This is a genomic window from Gordonia metallireducens (genome assembly GCF_021245825.1).
Classification (GTDB): Bacteria; Actinomycetota; Actinomycetes; order Mycobacteriales; family Mycobacteriaceae; genus Gordonia; species Gordonia namibiensis.
On record NZ_JAJQJP010000015.1, the window covers coordinates 101,032 to 118,741 of the forward strand.

16 protein-coding genes and 2 pseudogenes are annotated in these 17,710 nt (G+C 67.4%); 10 read left to right on the forward strand and 8 right to left on the reverse strand.

Annotated elements, in window-relative coordinates; genetic code table 11:
• Positions 1–83 precede the first annotated feature (83 nt).
• Positions 84–2,375: a phosphoenolpyruvate synthase gene (gene ppsA / locus LQD00_RS04365; RefSeq protein WP_232715832.1), complete on the forward strand. Its 2,292-nt coding sequence runs from the start codon at positions 84–86 to the stop codon at positions 2,373–2,375.
• Between the two features lie 156 nt (positions 2,376–2,531).
• Positions 2,532–2,915, forward strand: a complete 384-nt coding sequence (locus tag LQD00_RS04370; RefSeq protein WP_232715833.1) for a helix-turn-helix transcriptional regulator — start codon at positions 2,532–2,534, stop codon at positions 2,913–2,915.
• A 19-nt stretch (positions 2,916–2,934) separates the two neighbouring features.
• Here the strand turns inward: LQD00_RS04370 and LQD00_RS04375 are convergent, their stop codons facing one another.
• On the reverse strand, positions 2,935–3,495 hold the full coding sequence (locus LQD00_RS04375) for an Rv1733c family protein (RefSeq protein ID WP_232715834.1): 561 nt from the start codon (positions 3,493–3,495) through the stop codon (positions 2,935–2,937).
• A 260-nt stretch (positions 3,496–3,755) separates the two neighbouring features.
• Between LQD00_RS04375 and LQD00_RS04380 the strand changes: the two genes are divergently transcribed.
• Both LQD00_RS04380 and LQD00_RS04385 read left to right on the forward strand, forming a co-directional pair.
• Complete coding sequence (locus tag LQD00_RS04380) at positions 3,756–4,493, forward strand: hypothetical protein (protein ID WP_232715835.1); 738 nt, start codon at positions 3,756–3,758, stop codon at positions 4,491–4,493.
• Positions 4,494–4,533: 40 nt separating this feature from the next.
• Positions 4,534–5,667 (forward strand): DNA polymerase IV, encoded by a 1,134-nt coding sequence (locus LQD00_RS04385; RefSeq protein ID WP_232715836.1) that lies wholly within the window; start codon positions 4,534–4,536, stop codon positions 5,665–5,667.
• 125 nt (positions 5,668–5,792) lie between these two features.
• Here LQD00_RS04385 and LQD00_RS04390 read toward each other — a convergent pair whose 3' ends face one another.
• Complete coding sequence (locus LQD00_RS04390; RefSeq protein ID WP_232715837.1) at positions 5,793–6,983, reverse strand: alkaline phosphatase family protein; 1,191 nt, start codon at positions 6,981–6,983, stop codon at positions 5,793–5,795.
• Complete coding sequence (locus tag LQD00_RS04395; RefSeq protein ID WP_232715838.1) at positions 6,980–7,825, reverse strand: GNAT family N-acetyltransferase; 846 nt, start codon at positions 7,823–7,825, stop codon at positions 6,980–6,982. Before LQD00_RS04395 ends, LQD00_RS04390 begins: the two co-directional genes overlap by 4 nt.
• A gap of 86 nt (positions 7,826–7,911) precedes the next feature.
• On the opposite strand from LQD00_RS04395, the gene LQD00_RS04400 reads away from it, so the two are divergent.
• The 4 genes from LQD00_RS04400 (at position 7,912) to LQD00_RS04415 (ending at position 10,658) form a co-directional block, all read left to right on the forward strand.
• Complete coding sequence (locus LQD00_RS04400; protein WP_232715839.1) at positions 7,912–8,433, forward strand: YtxH domain-containing protein; 522 nt, start codon at positions 7,912–7,914, stop codon at positions 8,431–8,433.
• Between the two features lie 91 nt (positions 8,434–8,524).
• Entirely contained in the window at positions 8,525–9,247 is a 723-nt protein-coding gene (locus LQD00_RS04405; protein WP_232715840.1) for a YcnI family copper-binding membrane protein, read from the forward strand.
• Positions 9,240–9,767 carry a copper resistance CopC family protein gene (locus tag LQD00_RS04410; protein ID WP_232715841.1) on the forward strand — a complete coding sequence of 176 codons (528 nt, stop codon included), beginning with the start codon at positions 9,240–9,242 and terminating at the stop codon, positions 9,765–9,767. Before LQD00_RS04405 ends, LQD00_RS04410 begins: the two co-directional genes overlap by 8 nt.
• Before the next feature lie 3 nt (positions 9,768–9,770).
• Positions 9,771–10,658, forward strand: coding sequence for a copper resistance D family protein (locus LQD00_RS04415; RefSeq protein WP_232715842.1), 888 nt, complete (start codon positions 9,771–9,773; stop codon positions 10,656–10,658).
• A 62-nt stretch (positions 10,659–10,720) separates the two neighbouring features.
• Here the strand turns inward: LQD00_RS04415 and LQD00_RS04420 are convergent, their stop codons facing one another.
• A complete protein-coding gene (locus tag LQD00_RS04420; protein ID WP_232715843.1) occupies positions 10,721–11,638 on the reverse strand; it encodes an alpha/beta fold hydrolase in 918 nt (305 codons plus the stop codon).
• Between the two features lie 117 nt (positions 11,639–11,755).
• Between LQD00_RS04420 and LQD00_RS04425 the strand changes: the two are divergent.
• Positions 11,756–12,415 (forward strand): annotated as a pseudogene (locus tag LQD00_RS04425) (alpha/beta fold hydrolase); the annotation flags it as partial.
• A 377-nt stretch (positions 12,416–12,792) separates the two neighbouring features.
• Here LQD00_RS04425 and LQD00_RS04430 read toward each other — a convergent pair.
• The 4 genes from LQD00_RS04430 to LQD00_RS04445 all read right to left on the reverse strand — a co-directional run bounded on the left by LQD00_RS04430 (position 12,793) and on the right by LQD00_RS04445 (position 16,803).
• Complete coding sequence (locus LQD00_RS04430) at positions 12,793–14,031, reverse strand: HNH endonuclease (protein WP_232715845.1); 1,239 nt, start codon at positions 14,029–14,031, stop codon at positions 12,793–12,795.
• Positions 14,032–14,243: 212 nt separating this feature from the next.
• Positions 14,244–15,281, reverse strand: coding sequence for a ribosome small subunit-dependent GTPase A (gene rsgA / locus LQD00_RS04435; RefSeq protein ID WP_232715846.1), 1,038 nt, complete (start codon positions 15,279–15,281; stop codon positions 14,244–14,246).
• Positions 15,282–15,700: 419 nt separating this feature from the next.
• Positions 15,701–16,291, reverse strand: a complete 591-nt coding sequence (locus LQD00_RS04440) for an SGNH/GDSL hydrolase family protein (RefSeq protein ID WP_232715847.1) — start codon at positions 16,289–16,291, stop codon at positions 15,701–15,703.
• Between the two features lie 212 nt (positions 16,292–16,503).
• A complete protein-coding gene (locus LQD00_RS04445; RefSeq protein ID WP_232715848.1) occupies positions 16,504–16,803 on the reverse strand; it encodes a hypothetical protein in 300 nt (99 codons plus the stop codon).
• 335 nt (positions 16,804–17,138) lie between these two features.
• Between LQD00_RS04445 and LQD00_RS04450 the strand changes: the two are divergent.
• Positions 17,139–17,536, forward strand: a pseudogene (locus LQD00_RS04450) (transposase); the annotation flags it as partial.
• Positions 17,537–17,710 lie beyond the last annotated feature (174 nt).

Consider the following 17,710-nt stretch of genomic DNA (forward strand, 5'->3'; position numbering starts at 1 on the left):
CACCTCGACGAAGAGACCTTGGTCATCGCGGTCGTCGCCGTTGGTCACTAGGGCTCGCGTCGCGAGAAGAGAATCGTGAGCGTATGAGGCACGTACTGACCTTCGCCGAGCTGGGACTCGAGCAGATGATGGTGGTCGGCGGCAAAGCCGCGAACCTGGGCGAACTCATCAAGGCCGGGCTGCCGGTACCCGACGGCTTCGCGCTGACCGCCGACGCGTTCGCGGAGTCGATGCGCGACGGCGGGGTGTACGACGACCTGGCCGCCACCCACCGCGAGGCCCTGTCGGCGGTCGGTGACGATGCCCGGCTCGCCGACCTGAGCCACCGGATGGCCGAGATGGTGACCAAGGTCGGCATCACCCCGCGGGTCGTCGACGAGGTGCTCGCCGCATATCGGAACCTCGACACCGAGTCCGACGGGTCCGGCGCCAACGTGGCGGTGCGGTCGTCGGCGGTCGGGGAGGACGGCAAGGACGCATCGTTCGCGGGCATGAACGCGTCGTTCACCAATGTCGGTTCCGCCGAGGAACTCCTGGGCGCGATCGTGCGGTGCTGGGCGTCGCTGTTCTCCCCGCGGGTCGTCTCCTATCGAGCCGAGAAGGGGCTGTCCTCGGATCCGCTCATGGCGGTGGTGGTGCAGAAGATGGTGGCGTCGGAGGTCGCTGGGATCGTCTTCACCGCCGACCCCGTCACCGGCGATCCCGACCATCTCGTCGTCGAGGCCGTCGAGGGACTCGGTGAAGCGGTGGTGTCCGGTGCGGTCACCCCCGACACCTTCCTGGTGGCGAGGTCGGACTGTTCGGTGCTCGAGACCAGCATGGGCAACCAGGAGTTCCGGATCGTGCGGGGCAACGACGGTCACGACCGCCGCGAGCCGGTGGCGCCGGGGAGGACGACGCCGGTCATCGACACCACGACCGTGCAGACGATCGCGCGGATGGCCCTGCGAGCCGAACGGCACTATGCGCGCCCGCAGGACATGGAGTGGGCGATCGATTCCCAGCACCGGATCTGGATCGTCCAGTCCCGGCCGATCACCACCGGCGTGGACACCCCGGACGAGTCGCCGAAGCCGGTCCTGGTGCGCGGTCTCGCGGCCGCCCCGGGCATCGCGAGCGGCGAGGTCCGCATCCTGCATTCCCCGCGCGACGGACACGAACTCGTCGACGGCGAGGTGCTCGTCGCGCCGATGACCGACCCCGACTGGCTGCCGACCATCCGGCGCGCCTCGGCCGTGGTCACCGACCGTGGCGGCATCACCTGTCACGCGGCGATCGTCGCCCGCGAGGTCGGGGTCCCGTGCATCGTCGGAACCCGAACGGGCACCAAGGTTCTCACGGCCGGATCGGTGGTGACGGTCGACGGTGGCTCCGGCGAGGTCAGGTCCGGTCGTGTCGCCCCGCAGCGGGCCACGGTGTCCGAGGCCCCGGCATCGTCCCCGACGCAGGGGCAGCCGGCCGTGGTGACGGCGACCAAGGTCTACGTCAACCTCGGGTCGCCCGAGCACGCCGCCGAGGTCGGCGCGACCGACGTCGACGGCGTGGGTCTGCTGCGTGCCGAGTTCATGCTCACCGAGGCGTTGTCGGGGCGGCACCCGCGTGCGGTCATCGCCGCCGGCAAGACCGAGGCGGCCGTCTCGGCCATGGCGGACGCCCTGGGACGCATCGCGGGACCGTTCGGCACCCGACCGGTGGTGTACCGGACAACCGACCTGCGCTCTAACGAGTTCCGCGGACTCGAGGGCGGAGCGGAGTTCGAACCAGAGGAACGCAACCCGATGATCGGTTTCCGCGGTTGCTACCGGTATGTCTCGGAACCCGAGGTCTTCCGGCTCGAACTCGCGGCCCTCGCGCGGGCCCGGGAGACGCACCCCAACCTGCACGTGATGCTGCCCTTCGTCCGGACCCGCTGGGAACTCGAACGCTGCCTGGAACTCATCGACGAGAGTCCGCTCGGCCGCCAGCGCGGCCTGCATCGATGGGTGATGGCCGAGGTGCCGTCGGTGATGTACTGGCTCCCCGAATACGTCAAGGCCGGCATCGACGGGGTGTCGATCGGCAGCAACGACCTCACCCAGCTGATCCTCGGCGTCGACCGCGACTCCGAATCCTGCGCCGAACTGTTCGACGGCAGCGACCCGGCCGTCCTCGATGCGATCGCGACGATCATCTCCACCGCCCGCCGCTGCGGCATCACCTCGTCGCTATGCGGGCAGGCACCGTCGACCAACCCGGACTTCGCCGAACGCCTCGTGCGGATGGGGATCACCTCGGTGTCGGTCAATCCCGACGCCATCGCGACCACCCGGATGCACGTCGCCCGCGCCGAACAGCGACTGCTCGTCGAGGCCGTCCTCGACCGACCCGGACGGTAGGCCTCGGCGGGTCGTTCCCGCAGTTCTGGGCATTGCGACCCTGTTGTCCGCGGGTCTCGAGGAGGATCGTGGACCTCACCGGCGCGTGAGCAGGCCGACGTGCCCGATCCTCGTCTGCCCCGCGCGGCGGTCTCCTGAGTGAAGGGAGGATGGCAGATGAGAGCTGTTGAGCGCGCCGCCATTCGTGTCCACATCCTGGGTATCGGCCTGAACGAAGACGCGTCAGACCATCGGATACTCGACGAACTCCAGCGCCGCGGTTATCGCCTCCAGCCCGGTGAGCTCCGGTCGGTGCTCGACGAACTCGTCGGGCGCGGGCTCGTCGGGATCTGTGAGGCGCCGGCGGGGTATCCGGGGCGTCGGACCTACGAGACCACCCCGGCCGGCCGGATGTGCTGGGCGCAGGAATGTCGCGCCCTGAGCAAACTCACGCACGAGGTGTTCGGGACCCGTCTACCTCCGCTGCCGCCGCACGTCGGCATCGACGACTCGCAGGCCTGGTTGTCGACGCGTGACCTCGAGGACGCCGAGGACGGCTGAGCAGCAGGTTCGAGGCCTCTCACCGGTGGCTGTCGATGTCGAACTCGCGCCACTCGGCCTCCCACCGCCGCATCCGATGCCGGTCGGCCGCCGCCCGGACGAGCAGGACCAGCCCCCACCAGCCCATCGCGGTCAGCATCACGACGCCGAGCCCGGCCATGACACCTTCGACGACGGCATCGGTGTGGGTGACCGGCGGGTCTGTGACGTGCTGCTCGTCGTCGAGCCAGATGATGCGGACCCGGCCCACGCGGTCGTGACGCTCGGCGTCCACCTCGGCGGTGAGGCGGGCGCCGTCGGGCCGCCGCCACGCGACGACCGTCGGATCGCCGTCCTGCCGCGGTGTCGCGATGACGGTCGCACTCACCGACTGGCGCGGTCCCTGAACCTCCGCGACGGCTTTGTGCGCGGCGTACGTGTTGCCGCCGATGGTCAGGGCGACGAGAACGCCCGCCAGCGCGGACACGAGCAACGCCACGAGCACGAGTGATTCCACCCGGTCCATCGGTCGGACGAGCCGGTTCGACGAGGCGTGCATGAGCCGCCAGCTGTGCAACTCGCGGGAGAGGAAGCGCAGCATGAAGAGTCCCTCCGTCGAAGCCCTCTGCATCGAGTGAAACCCGTCCGCCGCGCGAAGGGAAGGGTCTTCCGTCGCGGATTGTCCGCGACACCTTTTTCGGCCTTCAGTCGATCGACTCACACTTTTCCGTAATTCAAGCTATGGTGATCGTGCGCTTCGTTAACGGCATCGAAGGGGGTGCTCGAAGCGTAGGGGGTCAACACCGGGGTGGGCAGATTCCACACCGGAGCATTTGTGGTCTACGTGTGTGGAGGGCTCAGTTGACCAGTACTCTCTCGGCGCGCGCGTCTAAGCGCAGCACCAGAAAATTTCTCGAACCGTCGGCAATCGCCGAAGCCATCGCCATCGAGCAGCACATCGTGTTGGCCGGATATCAGGCGCTGACCCATTACTCGTCCACTTTCGGACTGACCGAACATCTGGTCGGGGAGATCGACGACGCGGCGCGACGCCACCAGGCGATCGTCTCCCAGTTGCGGCGGATGCATGCGGATGCGCTTGCCGCCGAATCCATCTCGTCTGCACATAAAGAAGCCCTGGCCGCGCTGGGGCTCCTCGAGCCCAGCCGGGCCGAGGCTGTCGGCGTCACCCCGCCGCGCCCGGTGCAGGTGTGCCACATCATCCAGTCGCATCCGGGTCGCCTCGGGGATCCCGCCTCGCGGGCGATCGTCTCGCTGGCCTTCCTGCTCGTCGCGGTGCATGCGCTGACCGATCCGACGAACTGCGGAACCGCTTCTCCGTCACTCAATCTCGTTCCGCCGCCGCTGCACCGCGACCGTGCGCTGCTCGAGAAGGTGCTCGTCCACGCGGTGGCCGCTTTCGATGAGGCGTCGACCGCGGAGCTGACCGGGTACATCTGTGAGGCCAGTGCGTCGTTCGCCGGCTGGTCGACGGAGACCCAGCGCGGGTTGTCGGTGCTGCGGTACAACCCGCATTCGCTGCGTTCGTCGTGCCGAAGCGTGGGACTCGGCGAGATCGACGTCCGTATCGCCGGCTGACTGCACCGTCTGAGCGTCGGTCCGTGGTTACCCTGGCGGGGTGACCACCTCGGTTTCGCAACGGTACCGGTGGCTGTTGCACGTCGACCTCGACCAGTTCCAGGTCTCGGTCGAGCGACTGCGCAGTCCGGAGCTCGTCGGTGTCCCGGTCATCGTCGGCGGCAACGGCGACCCCACCGAGGCCCGCAAGGTGGTGACCTGCGCGTCCTATGAGGCGCGGGACGTCGGCGTGCGGGCCGGGATGCCGCTGCGTGCCGCCTACAAGAAGCTGCCCGACGCCGTGTACCTCCCCCTGGACATGGGGGCGTACGACGCCGCCTCGGCCAACGTCATGGACGTGCTGCGCGGAACCGGTCACCCCGTCGAGGTGTGGGGCTGGGACGAGGCGTACCTCGGCGTCAGCGTGCGGGGCGCCGAGGTCGACCCGTTCGACGACGCCGCCATCGTCGACTTCGCCGAACGGGTACGGCAGAAGATCCTCGAACGGTGCGGCCTGACCAGCTGCGTTGGTATCAGCGACAACAAGCAGCGCGCGAAGATGGCCACCGGTTTCGCCAAGCGGCCGCCCGGAGCCGCACCCGACGACGGCGTCGGCGCGCCACGCGTGTTCCTGCTCGACGACCGCAACTGGCTGGACCTGATGGGTCAGAGGCCGACTCGCGACCTGTGGAGTGTCGGGCCGAAGACCTCGGCCAAACTCGCCGCCAACGGTGTCGAGACCGTCAACGACCTCATCGCGACACCCCGCGACGACCTGATCGCCACCTTCGGTCCGCACCAGGGGAATTGGCTGTACGTCCTGTGCCGCGGCGGTGGTGATTCGACGATCACCGCCGAACCGTGGCTCGCCCGGTCGCACTCCAAGTCGCGGACCTTCGCCACCGACATCTCGGAACCGTCCGAGATGCGCACCGCGGCCGCCGAACTGCTGCGTGAGCTGCTCGATCAGGTCGTCGCCGAGGAACGCCTACCGTTCCGCGTCGCGGTGACCGTCCGGACCACGACCTTCTACACGCGCACCAAATCTCGAAAACTCCCCGCGCCGAGTCTCGACTTCGATCAGCTCGAAGCGGTGGTCGCCGACCTGCTCACCAAGTTCGACATCGACCGTCCGGTCCGCCTCCTCGGTGTCCGCCTTGATCTGGTGACCGATGAGGAGGCCCCCGCCGGTTGAGTAGGCGAGGAGCTTGCGACGAGCCGTAACCCCCCGCCGGTTGAGTAGGCGAGGAGCTTGCGACGAGCCGTAACCCTTCGCTGGTTGAGTAGGCGAGGAGCTTGCGACGAGCCGTATCGAAACCTCTACCCCTGCGCAACCAGCAGCGGCACAAGCTGTTCCGCGGCCGTCCAGGCGCCGTGGTGGCCGATCATCATCGATTCCATCGTCTCGTTCTTCGACCGCGTCAGCGTGACCGAGTCCCGTGCCACCGCGACCACGTCCCCGATCCGCTTCGCCACCGCATCGGTCACCTCGGGGCCGAACCATCCCTCGTCGAGGGTCTGCTCCCGTGAGACGACGTGCGCGGCGTCGCCCAGATACCCCGACCATGCCTTCAACACGTCCTCGGCAGCACCCGGTGACGCGTACACGTGCCGTGCCCTCGCCTCGCCGGCGACCGCCTCGACACCGTCGAGAAGTCCGGGCGCGGTGTCGATGTCGATGGCGCGGTCGGCGGTGATCATGCCGTGGTCGCCGGTGACGAGCAGCGTTGTCCCAGAGGGCAACTCCGCGGCGAGCTCGGCCACCAGTCGGTCGACGAGCCGGAGCTTCTCCAGCCACGCCGCCGACCCCGGTCCGTGGATGTGGCCCGCCGTGTCCAGCTCGCTGTAGTAGGCGTAGACGAACCGGCGATGGCGACTGTGTCCACGCACCGCCATCAGTACGCCGTCGCGCACCCCGTCGGGCGTCACCGCCGGGACGTACTGGCCGGGCGCGCGGAACGCCGCGAGGGTCAGGCCGGTTCCGCGGAACTCGCCGGGCATCACGTATGTCACCCGAACGCCTTCGTCCGCAAGCGCTTCCAGACTCCCGGGATGGGTGCGCACCAACGCCGGGGGATAGGTGACCAGAGCCGACGGGCCCTGCGCGTCGTCGAGACTCCAGCGCAGCGAGTTCAACACCCGGCGCGAACCGCGTGTTCGGCAGTCGTCGTCGGGACGGAAGCTGTAGCCGATGATCCCGTGCACGCCGCAGGGCGCGCCGACCGTCAGACTCAGGATGCTTGTCGCCGTCGTCGCCGGGAATCCTGCACGCAGGGTGGTCGCGGTCAGCTCACGCAGGGTGGGCGCGAACTCGGCGTACTCCTCCAACAACGTCGCACCGAGCCCGTCGATCAGCAGCACCACCACCGAATCACTCGGCGGCACAACGAGGCCAGAGTCAGGAGAAACGCCCAGGGCAACTGATGCGGCAGGCAGAACGTCGGCGAGAGTGTGCGGGTACCGGCCCCAATCCTCGGGAGTCAGTTCGGCGGGAGTCAATTCGACGCTCACCGCACCCCCGAGCCCGCCGGACCGAACACGTAGTGACCCGACCGCAGGAATCGCACGGACCGTCGGGTGTCACCCTCGAGGAGCAACGGCGACATCGCGTCCCGCAGCACGATCCGCCACCGCGCGGCATCGAGCGGATGGCTCACCCGCATCGCTTCGACGTCCCGCGGCAACGCCACCACCACGGTCGCGTCGGGCTCGACCCGCTCGTGATGGGCGACCGGACGCGACCGGTCGGAATCGTCGATCACCGGTACCGCACCGTCGGCGATCAGCGCCTCCACGCTCCCGACGCCGTCCATGCTGTCGGGTAGCTCGTCGTGCAGCGCCCACGACATCAGCATCCGATCGGAGTCCGAGCCGCCGCCCAGCTCGTCGCCGAGTTCGCCGTAGAAGTCCTCGTAGTAGTGGACCGGCTCGGCTCCCAGCTTGGTGATGTTGAAATACGCGTTGCGTGCGACCAGCGGATCGAAGGTCCACGTGATCGTCGCCAGTCCACGTGCCAGCGCCCACTTCCGCTGGTGCATCTTCAGCAGGTAGCCGACATGGTGGCCGCGGCCGCGTCGGGACACCCCGGTGATGTGGCTGTGCAGGGCCTCACCGGCCGGCGCCGACAGGAACGCCACGCTCCCACCCGCCAGGTGATCACCGATGAACGCGCCGGAGACATAGTTGCCCGAATGCGACAGCGCCCGCAGCATGTCGATGCCCACCGGGCGTCTCGTCGGGTCGGGCCGCCAGACGTCGTCGAAGATCCGCATCAGTTCTTCGAGTTCGTCGGGGGAGGACAGCTCGCGTACCTCGACCGTGCGTACCTCGACAGGAGCCGGTGAATGCGACATGTCCTCGATTGTTTCACCGCGTCCGCGGGAGTTGGCCGGGTTGGGCGAGTCCGCTCGACCCGGACCCACTCCTTAGGATGGGGGCCATGTCCCGCACCGTCCGCACGCCCGACGCGTTCACCCGCGTCGCCGCGGCCGGTGTGGTGCCCACAGTCGCGGTCGCCGCGCACGGTGCCGCCGGCGGGCAGGCGCTCAGCTCGGGCGGCGTGGTGCTCACCGTCGCGATCGGTGTGGTCGCGGCGTTGCTCCTGCAGCCGGTGACCCGGGGCCGACGCCTGGTCCCGGCTGCCGCGTCGGCCGCCGGTGTCCTGACCGCGGCGCAGGTCGCGAGCCACTGGTCGCTCGCCGCCGACGCCGCGCACGTCACCCACGACGCCCCGGCGCTGCCGATGTTGCTGACGCACCTCGTCGCGATCCCGCTGAGCGCAGTGCTGATCGTCGTCGGTGCGCAGCTGCTCGCCGTCATCGGGTCGGTCATCGCGTCGCTGACACCACCCGTCGCTCTGCGCGTGCCCGGCGCGTCCCCGGTCTTCTGGACTCGGCCCGCTGTTGTCGCTGGTCCTGCCGTCGGCGGCACCGGCGTTCGCGGACCTCCGCTCGGACTCTGACGCCGCGCCACCACACCGAACCCACGACGGTTCGGTGCCGTCGTGTGCGCGCCACGCCTCTCACGTCCGAACTCTCGAGAAATGAATCCAGATGAAGAAGCTTGTCTCGTCGCGGGCCACGGTCGCCCGCCGCCTCGTCCTGCCCGCCGCTGCTGCCGCCGTCGTCGGCGTCTCCTCCCTGACCGGGGCGGGCGCGGCGTCGGCGCACGTCACCGCCAACGCGCCGACCGTCACCCAGGGCGGATACGGCGTCGTCACGCTGGTCGTCCCCAACGAGTCCGACGCGGCTCCGACGACGTCGCTGCGCGTGACCCTGCCCGGCCTGAAGTCGGCGCGCCCGGAGGTGATGAGCGGCTGGAAGTCGGTGGTCACCAAGAAGGACGATCTGGTCACCGAGATCACCTGGACCGCCGATCCCGGTTCGCCCGGCATCCCCGTCGGCCAGTTCGGTCAGTTCAGCTTCTCCGGTGGCCCGTTCCCCGAGCAGGAGACCGTCGAGCTGCCGGCGCTGCAGACCTACGCCGACGGTGAGAAGGCGGACTGGAACCAGCCGACCCCCGCCGACGGCACCGAACCCGAGAAGCCCGCGCCGACCATCACCCTCGCCGCGGGCGGCGACGGACACGGCGCACACCATGCCGCGGCCCCTGCGACCAGCACCGAGGCACCGCAGTCCCAGGCGACGGAAACCGCCCAGGCCGACTCCGCAGCCCGCTGGCTGGGTGGCATCGGACTGGTCGTCGGCGCCCTGGGCACCGTCTTCGGTGTCGCGGCACTGATGGTGGTCCGACGCAACGGACGTGGCAATGCGTAGGCACCTCCTCCTGATCCTGGCCGCGCTGGCGTGCCTGGGGCTGGTCGGTACCTGGTCGGCGCCCGCGGCGTCGGCGCATTCGCGACTGGTGTCGTCCGATCCCGACGACGGCGCGAGCCTGCCGGCAGGTCCCCGGACCGTCACGCTGACGTTCAACGAGGCCATCCAGTCCGCGTACGCGGTGCTCAACGTCGTAGGACCCGACGACCACTTCTGGCAGTCCGGTGACCCGAAGGTCGACGGCAGCAAGGTGAGCGTCGGCGTGCGGGAACTGGGTCCGACCGGCACGTACACGATCAACTACCGGGTCACCTCTGCCGACGGACACGTCGTCAGCGGGCAGCGCAGCTTCGAGCTCACGGTCGCCGGCAACGGTGAGCCGGGTCCGCCCGTCGAGGCCTCCGCTGATCAGTCCGACGACGGAATCCCGGTGTGGTACTTCATCGTCGGTGCCGTCGCGGTCCTGGTCGTGGGTCTCGGAATCGTGTTCTGGCTGACCCGCCCCAAGACGCGGAGCTGACGCGTGAGGGTCGTGGCCGGTGTCCCGGTCCTGTTCGCCGGACTGCTGGTGAGCTGGTTGCTCGCCCGCCCCGACGGACCGGACACGGTGGCACTGCCCGCGACCCTCGCGCTCGGCGTCTCGGTGGTGGTGCTCGGACTCGGCCTGTTGCCGACGGTCGACGCCGAGCCGTCGTCGAGGTGGATCGGTGCGCTCGCCGGCGTCTGGGTGGTGGCGACGCTGATCAGCGCGTGGGTGCGCACCGCCGACCGGTCCGGTAAGGACGTGCTCGACGTGAGTGCCGGCGACTTCGGTGAGGTCGTCGGTTCCGGCGCCTCGGAGATGGTGGCGCTGGTCGTGGGGCTGCTCATCGTCGTGTGGGCGGTGCTCGACCTACTGACCGGCATCGAGATCCCGGTCCTGGTGGTCGGTGCCCTCGCGGCGATCGGGGTGTTGGCCACCGCGATCGCCGGTCACGCCGGCAACGACGCGTTCGGTCCGTTCCTCGTCGGCGCGCATGCGCTGGCTGCCGCCTGGTGGTGCGGGCTGTTCGCCGCGATGGTGATCGCGGTACGTGGCCGGTCCGGCTGGTCGCGGAGTCTGCCGGTGTTCTCGCAGCGTGCGCCGTGGGCCGTCGGGGTGATCGCGGTGACCGGCGTGGTCGCCGCGCTGACCGAGATCGACGGCCTGTCAGCGCTGGTCACCACCGGTTACGGACGGATTCTGGTGGCGAAGTTCGTGATGCTGGCAGCCCTGGTCGGTGTCGCCCTGTGGCATCGACGCCGCTGGGTGCCTGCCGCCGAACGCCACCGTTCATCCGAGGCCGCGTCGATCCGCAATGCCGTCGCCGAGCTGATCTTGATGGCCGTCGTGTTGGGTCTGGCCGCCGGGTTGTCGGCGACCGCGCCCTGACCTATTGCTGCCTGAGGTGTGCGGAGCACAAGCGGCGAGCCACGAAGGCTAGGTCGAGATCCCTACTTCAGCGCCCGCGACTGATCCCAGATCGCGAGCAGTTCGTCGATGATGTCGGTGGCCATGTGCAGCGTGCTGAGGTGGCTCTCGCCGGGTAGCTCGAAGAGCTTGGCGTCGGGCAGCAGCGACACCATGTGCTCGCCGTGGGCGTACGGAATGATGTGGTCGTGGTCGCCGTGCCACCAGCGCACGGGCACCTGGACGTCGGACACGCGGAAGCCCCAGTCCTTGGCGAAGACGACGACGTCGGCGAACGGCGCCTCCATCGCGCGACGCCCGCCGTGGAGCAGGTCGTCGAGGAACATGGCCCGGAACTCGGGGCGCGCCAGCAGTTCTCGGTCGGCCTGCGGGGAGAAGTGACCGTAGACGGAGATGGCGGGCTCGGCGATCGGCCGCGCAAAGCGGAGTGCGGTGCTCAGGACCTGCCCGATCTGCGACCCCGCGACGTTGACCGCCGGCGCCACGAACGAGCCGAGCTTCATCGCGCCGCCGGGGATGCGGTCGGGTCCGACGGTCGGGGCGACGCCGCCGAGGATGCCCGCGGCGACCACCCGGTCGGGCATCGCGTGCGCCACCCCGAGCGCGTACGGGCCGCCGCCGGAGAGGCCGACGATGGCGAACTCGTCGATGCCGAGCGCTTTGAGGACGTCCTCGAGGTCGGGGGCGAAGGCGGCGATGTTCTCGTACCGGTGCGGCGTCGACGACCCCACGCCCGGCCGGTCCAGGCCGATCAGCCGAACTTCCCGCTCAGCGGCATATCCCCGGGCTTCGACGGGGATCTGTCGGCGGGCTCCGGGCGTCCCGTGGAGCCAGATGATGGCCCGTCCGGTGGCCGATCCGTATTCGGCGAACCCGATTCGACGATCACCGTCGGCCACGGCGATCGACCCCTCGATTTTCGGACGGGCGATGTCGATCATGTGACCAGCATCTCACGTAGCGTTATCTGGGTGATCCCCGAGTTTCTCAACGGCGCCGCCAGAGCGGTCCGCCACGTCTTCTCGCCCCACCCGGCCACAGACATTCCCGAAGGCCAGATGCTCGACCTGCCCGGTCGCGGACGCGCCTTCGTCACCGATTCGGGACCCCGCGACGCCCCGGCGGTGTTCCTGCTGCATTCGGTGCTGACCACCGGCCTGCTGTGCTGGTATCCGACGATCCCGGCGATCAACGACCGCTACCGGGTGATCACCCTCGACGCTCGCTGGCATGGCCGCGGCATCGAGTCCGACACCTTCGATCTACGTGACTGCGCCGACGACGTGATTGCGGTCGCCGACGTCCTCGGCATCGACAGGTTCGTCGCCGCCGGATTCTCGATGGGCGGCGGCATCGCCCAGCTGGTGTGGCGTCGACACCCCGAGCGGGTGTCGGGACTGGTGCTCTGCTCGACCGGCCCGTTCTTCAGCACCAACGACCCCAAGCATCGGAAGTCGTCGGAACGGACCGGCCGCATCCTGACACCGCTCTACCGACTTCTCCCGCGCGTCTCCGAGAAGAGCCTCAACAAGACGACATCGCACACGTCCATCTGGGCACTGCGTCAGTTCTTCTCGACGCCGCTCTCGCACCTCGGTGAGTTCGGCAGCGGCCTGGGGCAGTTCGACTCCCGCAGCTGGCTCCACGAGATCGACGTCCCGACCGCCGTTGTTGTGTCCACCCGCGACCGCGTCGTCGAACCCGAACGCCAGCAACTGTTACTCGATGGCATTCCCGGTTCGCAGCGCTTCGAGGTCGACGGTGGCCACGCCTGCTGCGTCCTCGGCGCCCGGCACTTCATCCCACCGTTCACCGAAGCTCTCAACACGGTGAGTTCGCATGCAGCGGTGAAGGTTCCGCCGGCGGGGTGACCTCGATACGCCCCTCGGCCAGCGCCTCAGGCCTACTCGGCCGGCGAAGGGAGACGCTCGTCGGCTGGCGCCTCGGGGCAGCCCCCTCTGTTGGTTGAGTAAACGAGGAGCTTGCACGAGCCGTATCGAAGCCAGCCGACGGCTTCACACTATGGACTTGTCAAAGAACGGATGCGGTCCCGGCGGATCGCCGGGTGCGGAAGGTGCTGCGCAAAGTTCGTGTGTCAGGCGGCGTCGTCGAGTCGCATGGTGCGGCGGTTGTAGGCAGGCAGCGGACGACGGCGCGGGTCGATGTCAGCCGGCGGGATCAGCCACGGGTGACGGTCGAAGCCCATCATGATGTCCCACCCGTTGTGGTGGACCTGGGTGTGACAGCGTTGGCAGAGCAGACAGCCGTTGTCGAGGTCGGTGTCACCGTCGTCGGACCAGTGCAATATGTGATGGACCTGCGTATGTGACGGTGGCGCACCGCATTTGATACACGTCTCATCCCTGATGATGATCGCTTTGCGCAGGTGTGCTGGGAAGAGTCGTCGTTCGCGGCCCATCTGTAGTGGGACGGTTTCGCCGTCGATGATGATCTCGGTCAGGGTTCCGTCACACGACAGCCGTTTCGCGGTGGACTGCGTGGCCGACCCGGTCCAGGGCAGGAAGGCGGGGTTGCCGGCGTCGGCGGGGATGGTCAGTAGCGTCTGGGTTCTCGGTGTACCGATGGTGTCCATCGCCGCACCGACGGCGGCTTGGTCGAGCAGGACCTCGAATGCGTCGGCACGGATCTGGGCTGCTGATCGTCGGTCGGGTGAGCCGTCGGGTTCGGGGCGCGGCATAGAGCGTTCGTCGATCATGGAGATGAACTTCTCGCCCACGGTCTGTGTCAGGTTGGCGTGGATCTCGACGCGACTGTCGTCGGTTGTGTGGTGCGACAGCGTGTCCAGGGTTCGGTCGTCACACGCGGGGATGCCGCCCTCCTCGTCGGCGATGGTGCTCCCGATCGTCTGGGCGTGCTTCTGGATCTCGGTAGGTGTGGCACCGGAGAGGGCTTGGGTGAGGAGTTCGGTTTCGTAGATCGTGCGGTCGTCGTCGGAAAGCGTTGTAGCCGACCGCTTCTTGATGGTGGCCATTCCCCGGACGATGGCGTCGACAATCTCTCCGGAGAGGCGTCCGTCGGCCGCGCAGGCCTCGACCTTGCTCAAGGTGCCGAGGGAGTCGGCAACACGGGTGGTGCGTGTCGATACCGCAGGTGCGAATCCCATCTCGATCAGCAGCTTCTTGGTTGTCGAACCAGCTTTCTCCGCAACGCGCACATCGTCGAGATGTGCTGCATGCGTGGAGAGTTGGTGATCGGCCAGGTTGCGGACCATTCGCCAGAACTCCAGCTGGGAAAATGTCGTGCGACCAGTGGGATCGTCCGTGGGCGGAGTGATTCCCGCGAGCTGGTCGAGGAGGGTCTCGAGCGGTGTCATGACTCCTTTGTACCCGAACAGATGTTCGAATGCACGGAAACTCCACAGCTTCTTTCCGCGAGTGTCCGCTGCTCACAATGTATTTCACGGGCGTGAAAGAAATACTGAAACACCAGTGAACAGAAATCGCACAAGTAACAGAATCGCCGCAAAAGTGGTCTGTGCGCAGTAGAGAATTTGTAGAACTTGAGAAGCCGGGGCAGGAGCCGCACTCACCGATCCCGGTAGTACGCGCGGAGCGCACGGCTGATGACCTTGACCTCCCGGGTCTTCTCGCGCCGCAACCGTGCGTCAGTGCGGGCCGCCACCCACTCGTTCTCGCGCTGCAGCTTTCGGTAACTCTCCACGCGTCGCGCGTCGAGCTCCTCTCTGTCGACGGCTGCCCGGACAGCGCATCCCGGCTCGGTGTCGTGTACGCAGTCCGTGAACCGGCAGTACTGCGTGAGTTCGTCGATCTCGGGGAACGCGGCGGCGATACCCGCATCGGCGTCCCACATGCCGACACCACGCAATCCCGGTGTGTCGATGAGGGTCGCGCCACCTCCGAGCGGGAACATCTCGCGATCGGTGGTGGTGTGCCTGCCTTTGCCGTCGCCCTCCCGAACGGGTGCGGTTGCCTGAACATCACGGCCGCGCAGTGCATTGACAAGCGTCGACTTGCCGGCGCCCGAAGCTCCGACGAGTACGGCGGTCCCAGAGATCTGGTTGCGTAACTCACTCAACCCGGTTCCCTCCGGCGCACACACCTCGACGACGCTCGCTCCGATCGCGAGGGCGGTGACCCGATCGAGTGCCGGTTCGGTCGCGACGTCGACCTTCGTGAGCGCGACGACCGGCTGCGCCCCGCTGTCCCAGGCGAGGGCGAGCAGACGTTCGACGCGGCCATCATCGAGAGTGTCTGCCGCGACCGTCACCACGACGGTGTCCACATTGGCTGCGAGGACCTGCTCCTCCGAACGCCCAGATGCGTCGGCGCGTCGAATCGCGCCGGTCCGAGTCAGCACTTCGCGGACCGCGCCGATCGTGTCGCCGCCGGCTGCGGGCTCACTGACAACCACCCAATCGCCGGTGCAGACGTGGTGACCCTTCGTCCGCACGGTCAGGGGACCTGTAGAGGTGATGGCGTCGCTGTACCCGCGACGCACTCGCACGATTCGGCCCGGATAACCGTGGAACTCGCTCTGCGCGAACTGCTCTGCAATCTGCGCGGACCAACCGTACTCGGCCAGAAGGGCGGTATCGGTTGGCACGAAAGACTCCAGGCTCGCAGTGTTGCACGGACCTACGGCCCGCTCGGACGCATTCGATGGTGAACCCTGGCGGCCGACGCCGCAATCGAATATTCGAGTCGGCGAGTTGGTTGGCGGTTCGTCGGCCGCGGTCTTCTTCGGTGGAAGCCTTGTTCTCTATGTCGCAGGCTTCACTGCGAGGATGGTCGAGACGGTGCGTATCGGCGAGAGAAGGAACTGCACCCAGGGAGCAAGGTGCATTGGTGCTGCTCATCTTCAATGTCGCGGTCGGTCTCTGGTACGTGAAAGTCTCTCGACCGAGGAGGATTCGCCGCGTCTACGCCATCATCGTCGGTCAGCACCTCAACGGAACTCGGCCAGCAGACTCTTCTGCCGGCCGAGTGGGCAAAGCTGTGTCGAAACCGCGGGGGCTGAAACCCCTACGCCTGCACCTCAAATGCCTTGAGAACGGTCGTCGCCCAGATCTGCTGCCCGGCAGCGCTCGGGTTGACGGTGTCCTTCAGCAACGGCGCCAGCGAGGCGGCGTCGGTGGGGAAGGCGGAGTAGACGTCGACGACCTGGATGCCCTCGACGTCCATGGCCGACGCGAACCCGGCGGTCCGCTCACCGGTGTTCTTGCCCTGTGCCGGGCTCTGCTTGATCGCGACCAGGTCGGCGTTCGGGTATTCCTTGCGGAGCTGTGCGATGAGCGGCTGAAGCTGTTCGGCGAGCGGGGTCTCGGCATCCTGCGTATGTCCGAAATTAAGCATGATTAAATCCGGTGTGACATCCGCAGGAATCATCTTGTCGAGATTGTCCAGCGCGTAATTCGCGTCTTTTCCGGGAGCGCTGCCATTCCAGAATCCGATCGGTCCGTTCGGGCCGTCGCCGAGTCCGACCATTGCGCCGTAATCATTGGTCGTGGTGTTCCAGAACTTGGTCGCCATCGGCCGCTGCAGTGTCTGACTGATCGCGCTGCCGACCTTGGGTGCCCAACCGTCGCGGGCGGCGCCGGTCGAATCGCCGAGCACGCAGTTTACAGCACAGGTTCGTGGACAACGCCCGGTGAAGCCTGTTTGAGTAGGCGAGGAGTGCAGTGATCAGCCGTAGTGAAACCGCGTCCCTCGCTCCCTGAGATGCGAGAAGTGATAGCGAGCGCCAATGTCGCTCCCCGAGGTGGGCGAGCGTCATCGAGCCGTGAAAGGGGCTTGGCGACGGACGGATCAGATCCCAGTCCCACCACCTACTCCTCGTGCCGTCGCCGTTCAAGGGTCCGCGCGAAAGTGATTGCGGCAAGTACGACTCCGATGATCGACAAAATGTCCGATTCGGTGAAGCCGTGGTTGATGTTGACCGAGACTAGCACTCGTCCCTCGATCGGTCCGTTCCCGAACAGCCACGCTACGGATAGAGATGTCAGAACAGCGGCGGCCCGGTACGACGGACGCGCCAGGGCCCACGCTCCGGTAACAAACAGCAGGTTCAGCAGCACCAACGCGTGGAACACCGACGGATGGAGGGGTTCGAGCGGATGCGTGAGCATCTGCCTAGTATCCCTGGAACGCTGGTGCCCCAGAATTAGAGGACATTTCTTTGGCTGCGGAGCTCGAACGTGCGCCCACGCGAGAGAATCTCGACCAGGGAGTTACCATATCCAGACTTCGGGAGCATCGTAGCTCGCGCTCGAAGTTCCTCATCGTCAATGAATCCCTGGCGCCAGGCAATCCCGTCGGGGCGCCATTCTTCCCGGACCGATCGCGGGCTACGGCAACTACCACCGCCGGCGGGTTGGATCGGTTGAGGTGGGCCCTTCGTAGTGGTCCAGTTGTTGTGCGACTCTGTTGCCCGAGTGTTTGGGCAGGAAGAATCGACGACGACATGGCAGGTAGCAAGCGCCGGCGGCATACGCCGGATCAGATCATCCGCAAGCTGGCCGAGGGCAACAAGCTCCTCGGGACCGGGCAGGAGTTGGCTGAGGTGTGCCGGCATCTGGAGGTCACAGAGTCGACCTGGCATCGCTGGGTGGCCCAGTACGGGGGCATGAAGGCCAATGACGTCAAACGCCTCAAACAACTCGAATCAGAGAACGCTCGGCTCAAGAAGTAGGTCGCCAACCAGGCCCTCGATATCGACATGCTCAAGGAGATTTCGTCGGGAAACTTCTGACCCCGAACCGCAAGCGCAGCGCCGTGACGATGCTGCGTGAGCGGTTCGGGGCATCTGAGCGGCGAGCATGTGCTGTGGTGGGCATCCACCGCTCCACGATGCGACYGCACCGATGACCAGCACAGCATCCGACCAGGCCAGACGCCGTACATATCGCAGGGTCCACGACCTCGCACTATCTTCGCGCCCCGCGAGCGGATACAGCTGCCGACGCCGCGAGCCAGTTCGTGCAGCAGACCTTTCCTCTATCTGACGACCGGTACTCACCCGGGCCGCCCCTTGCC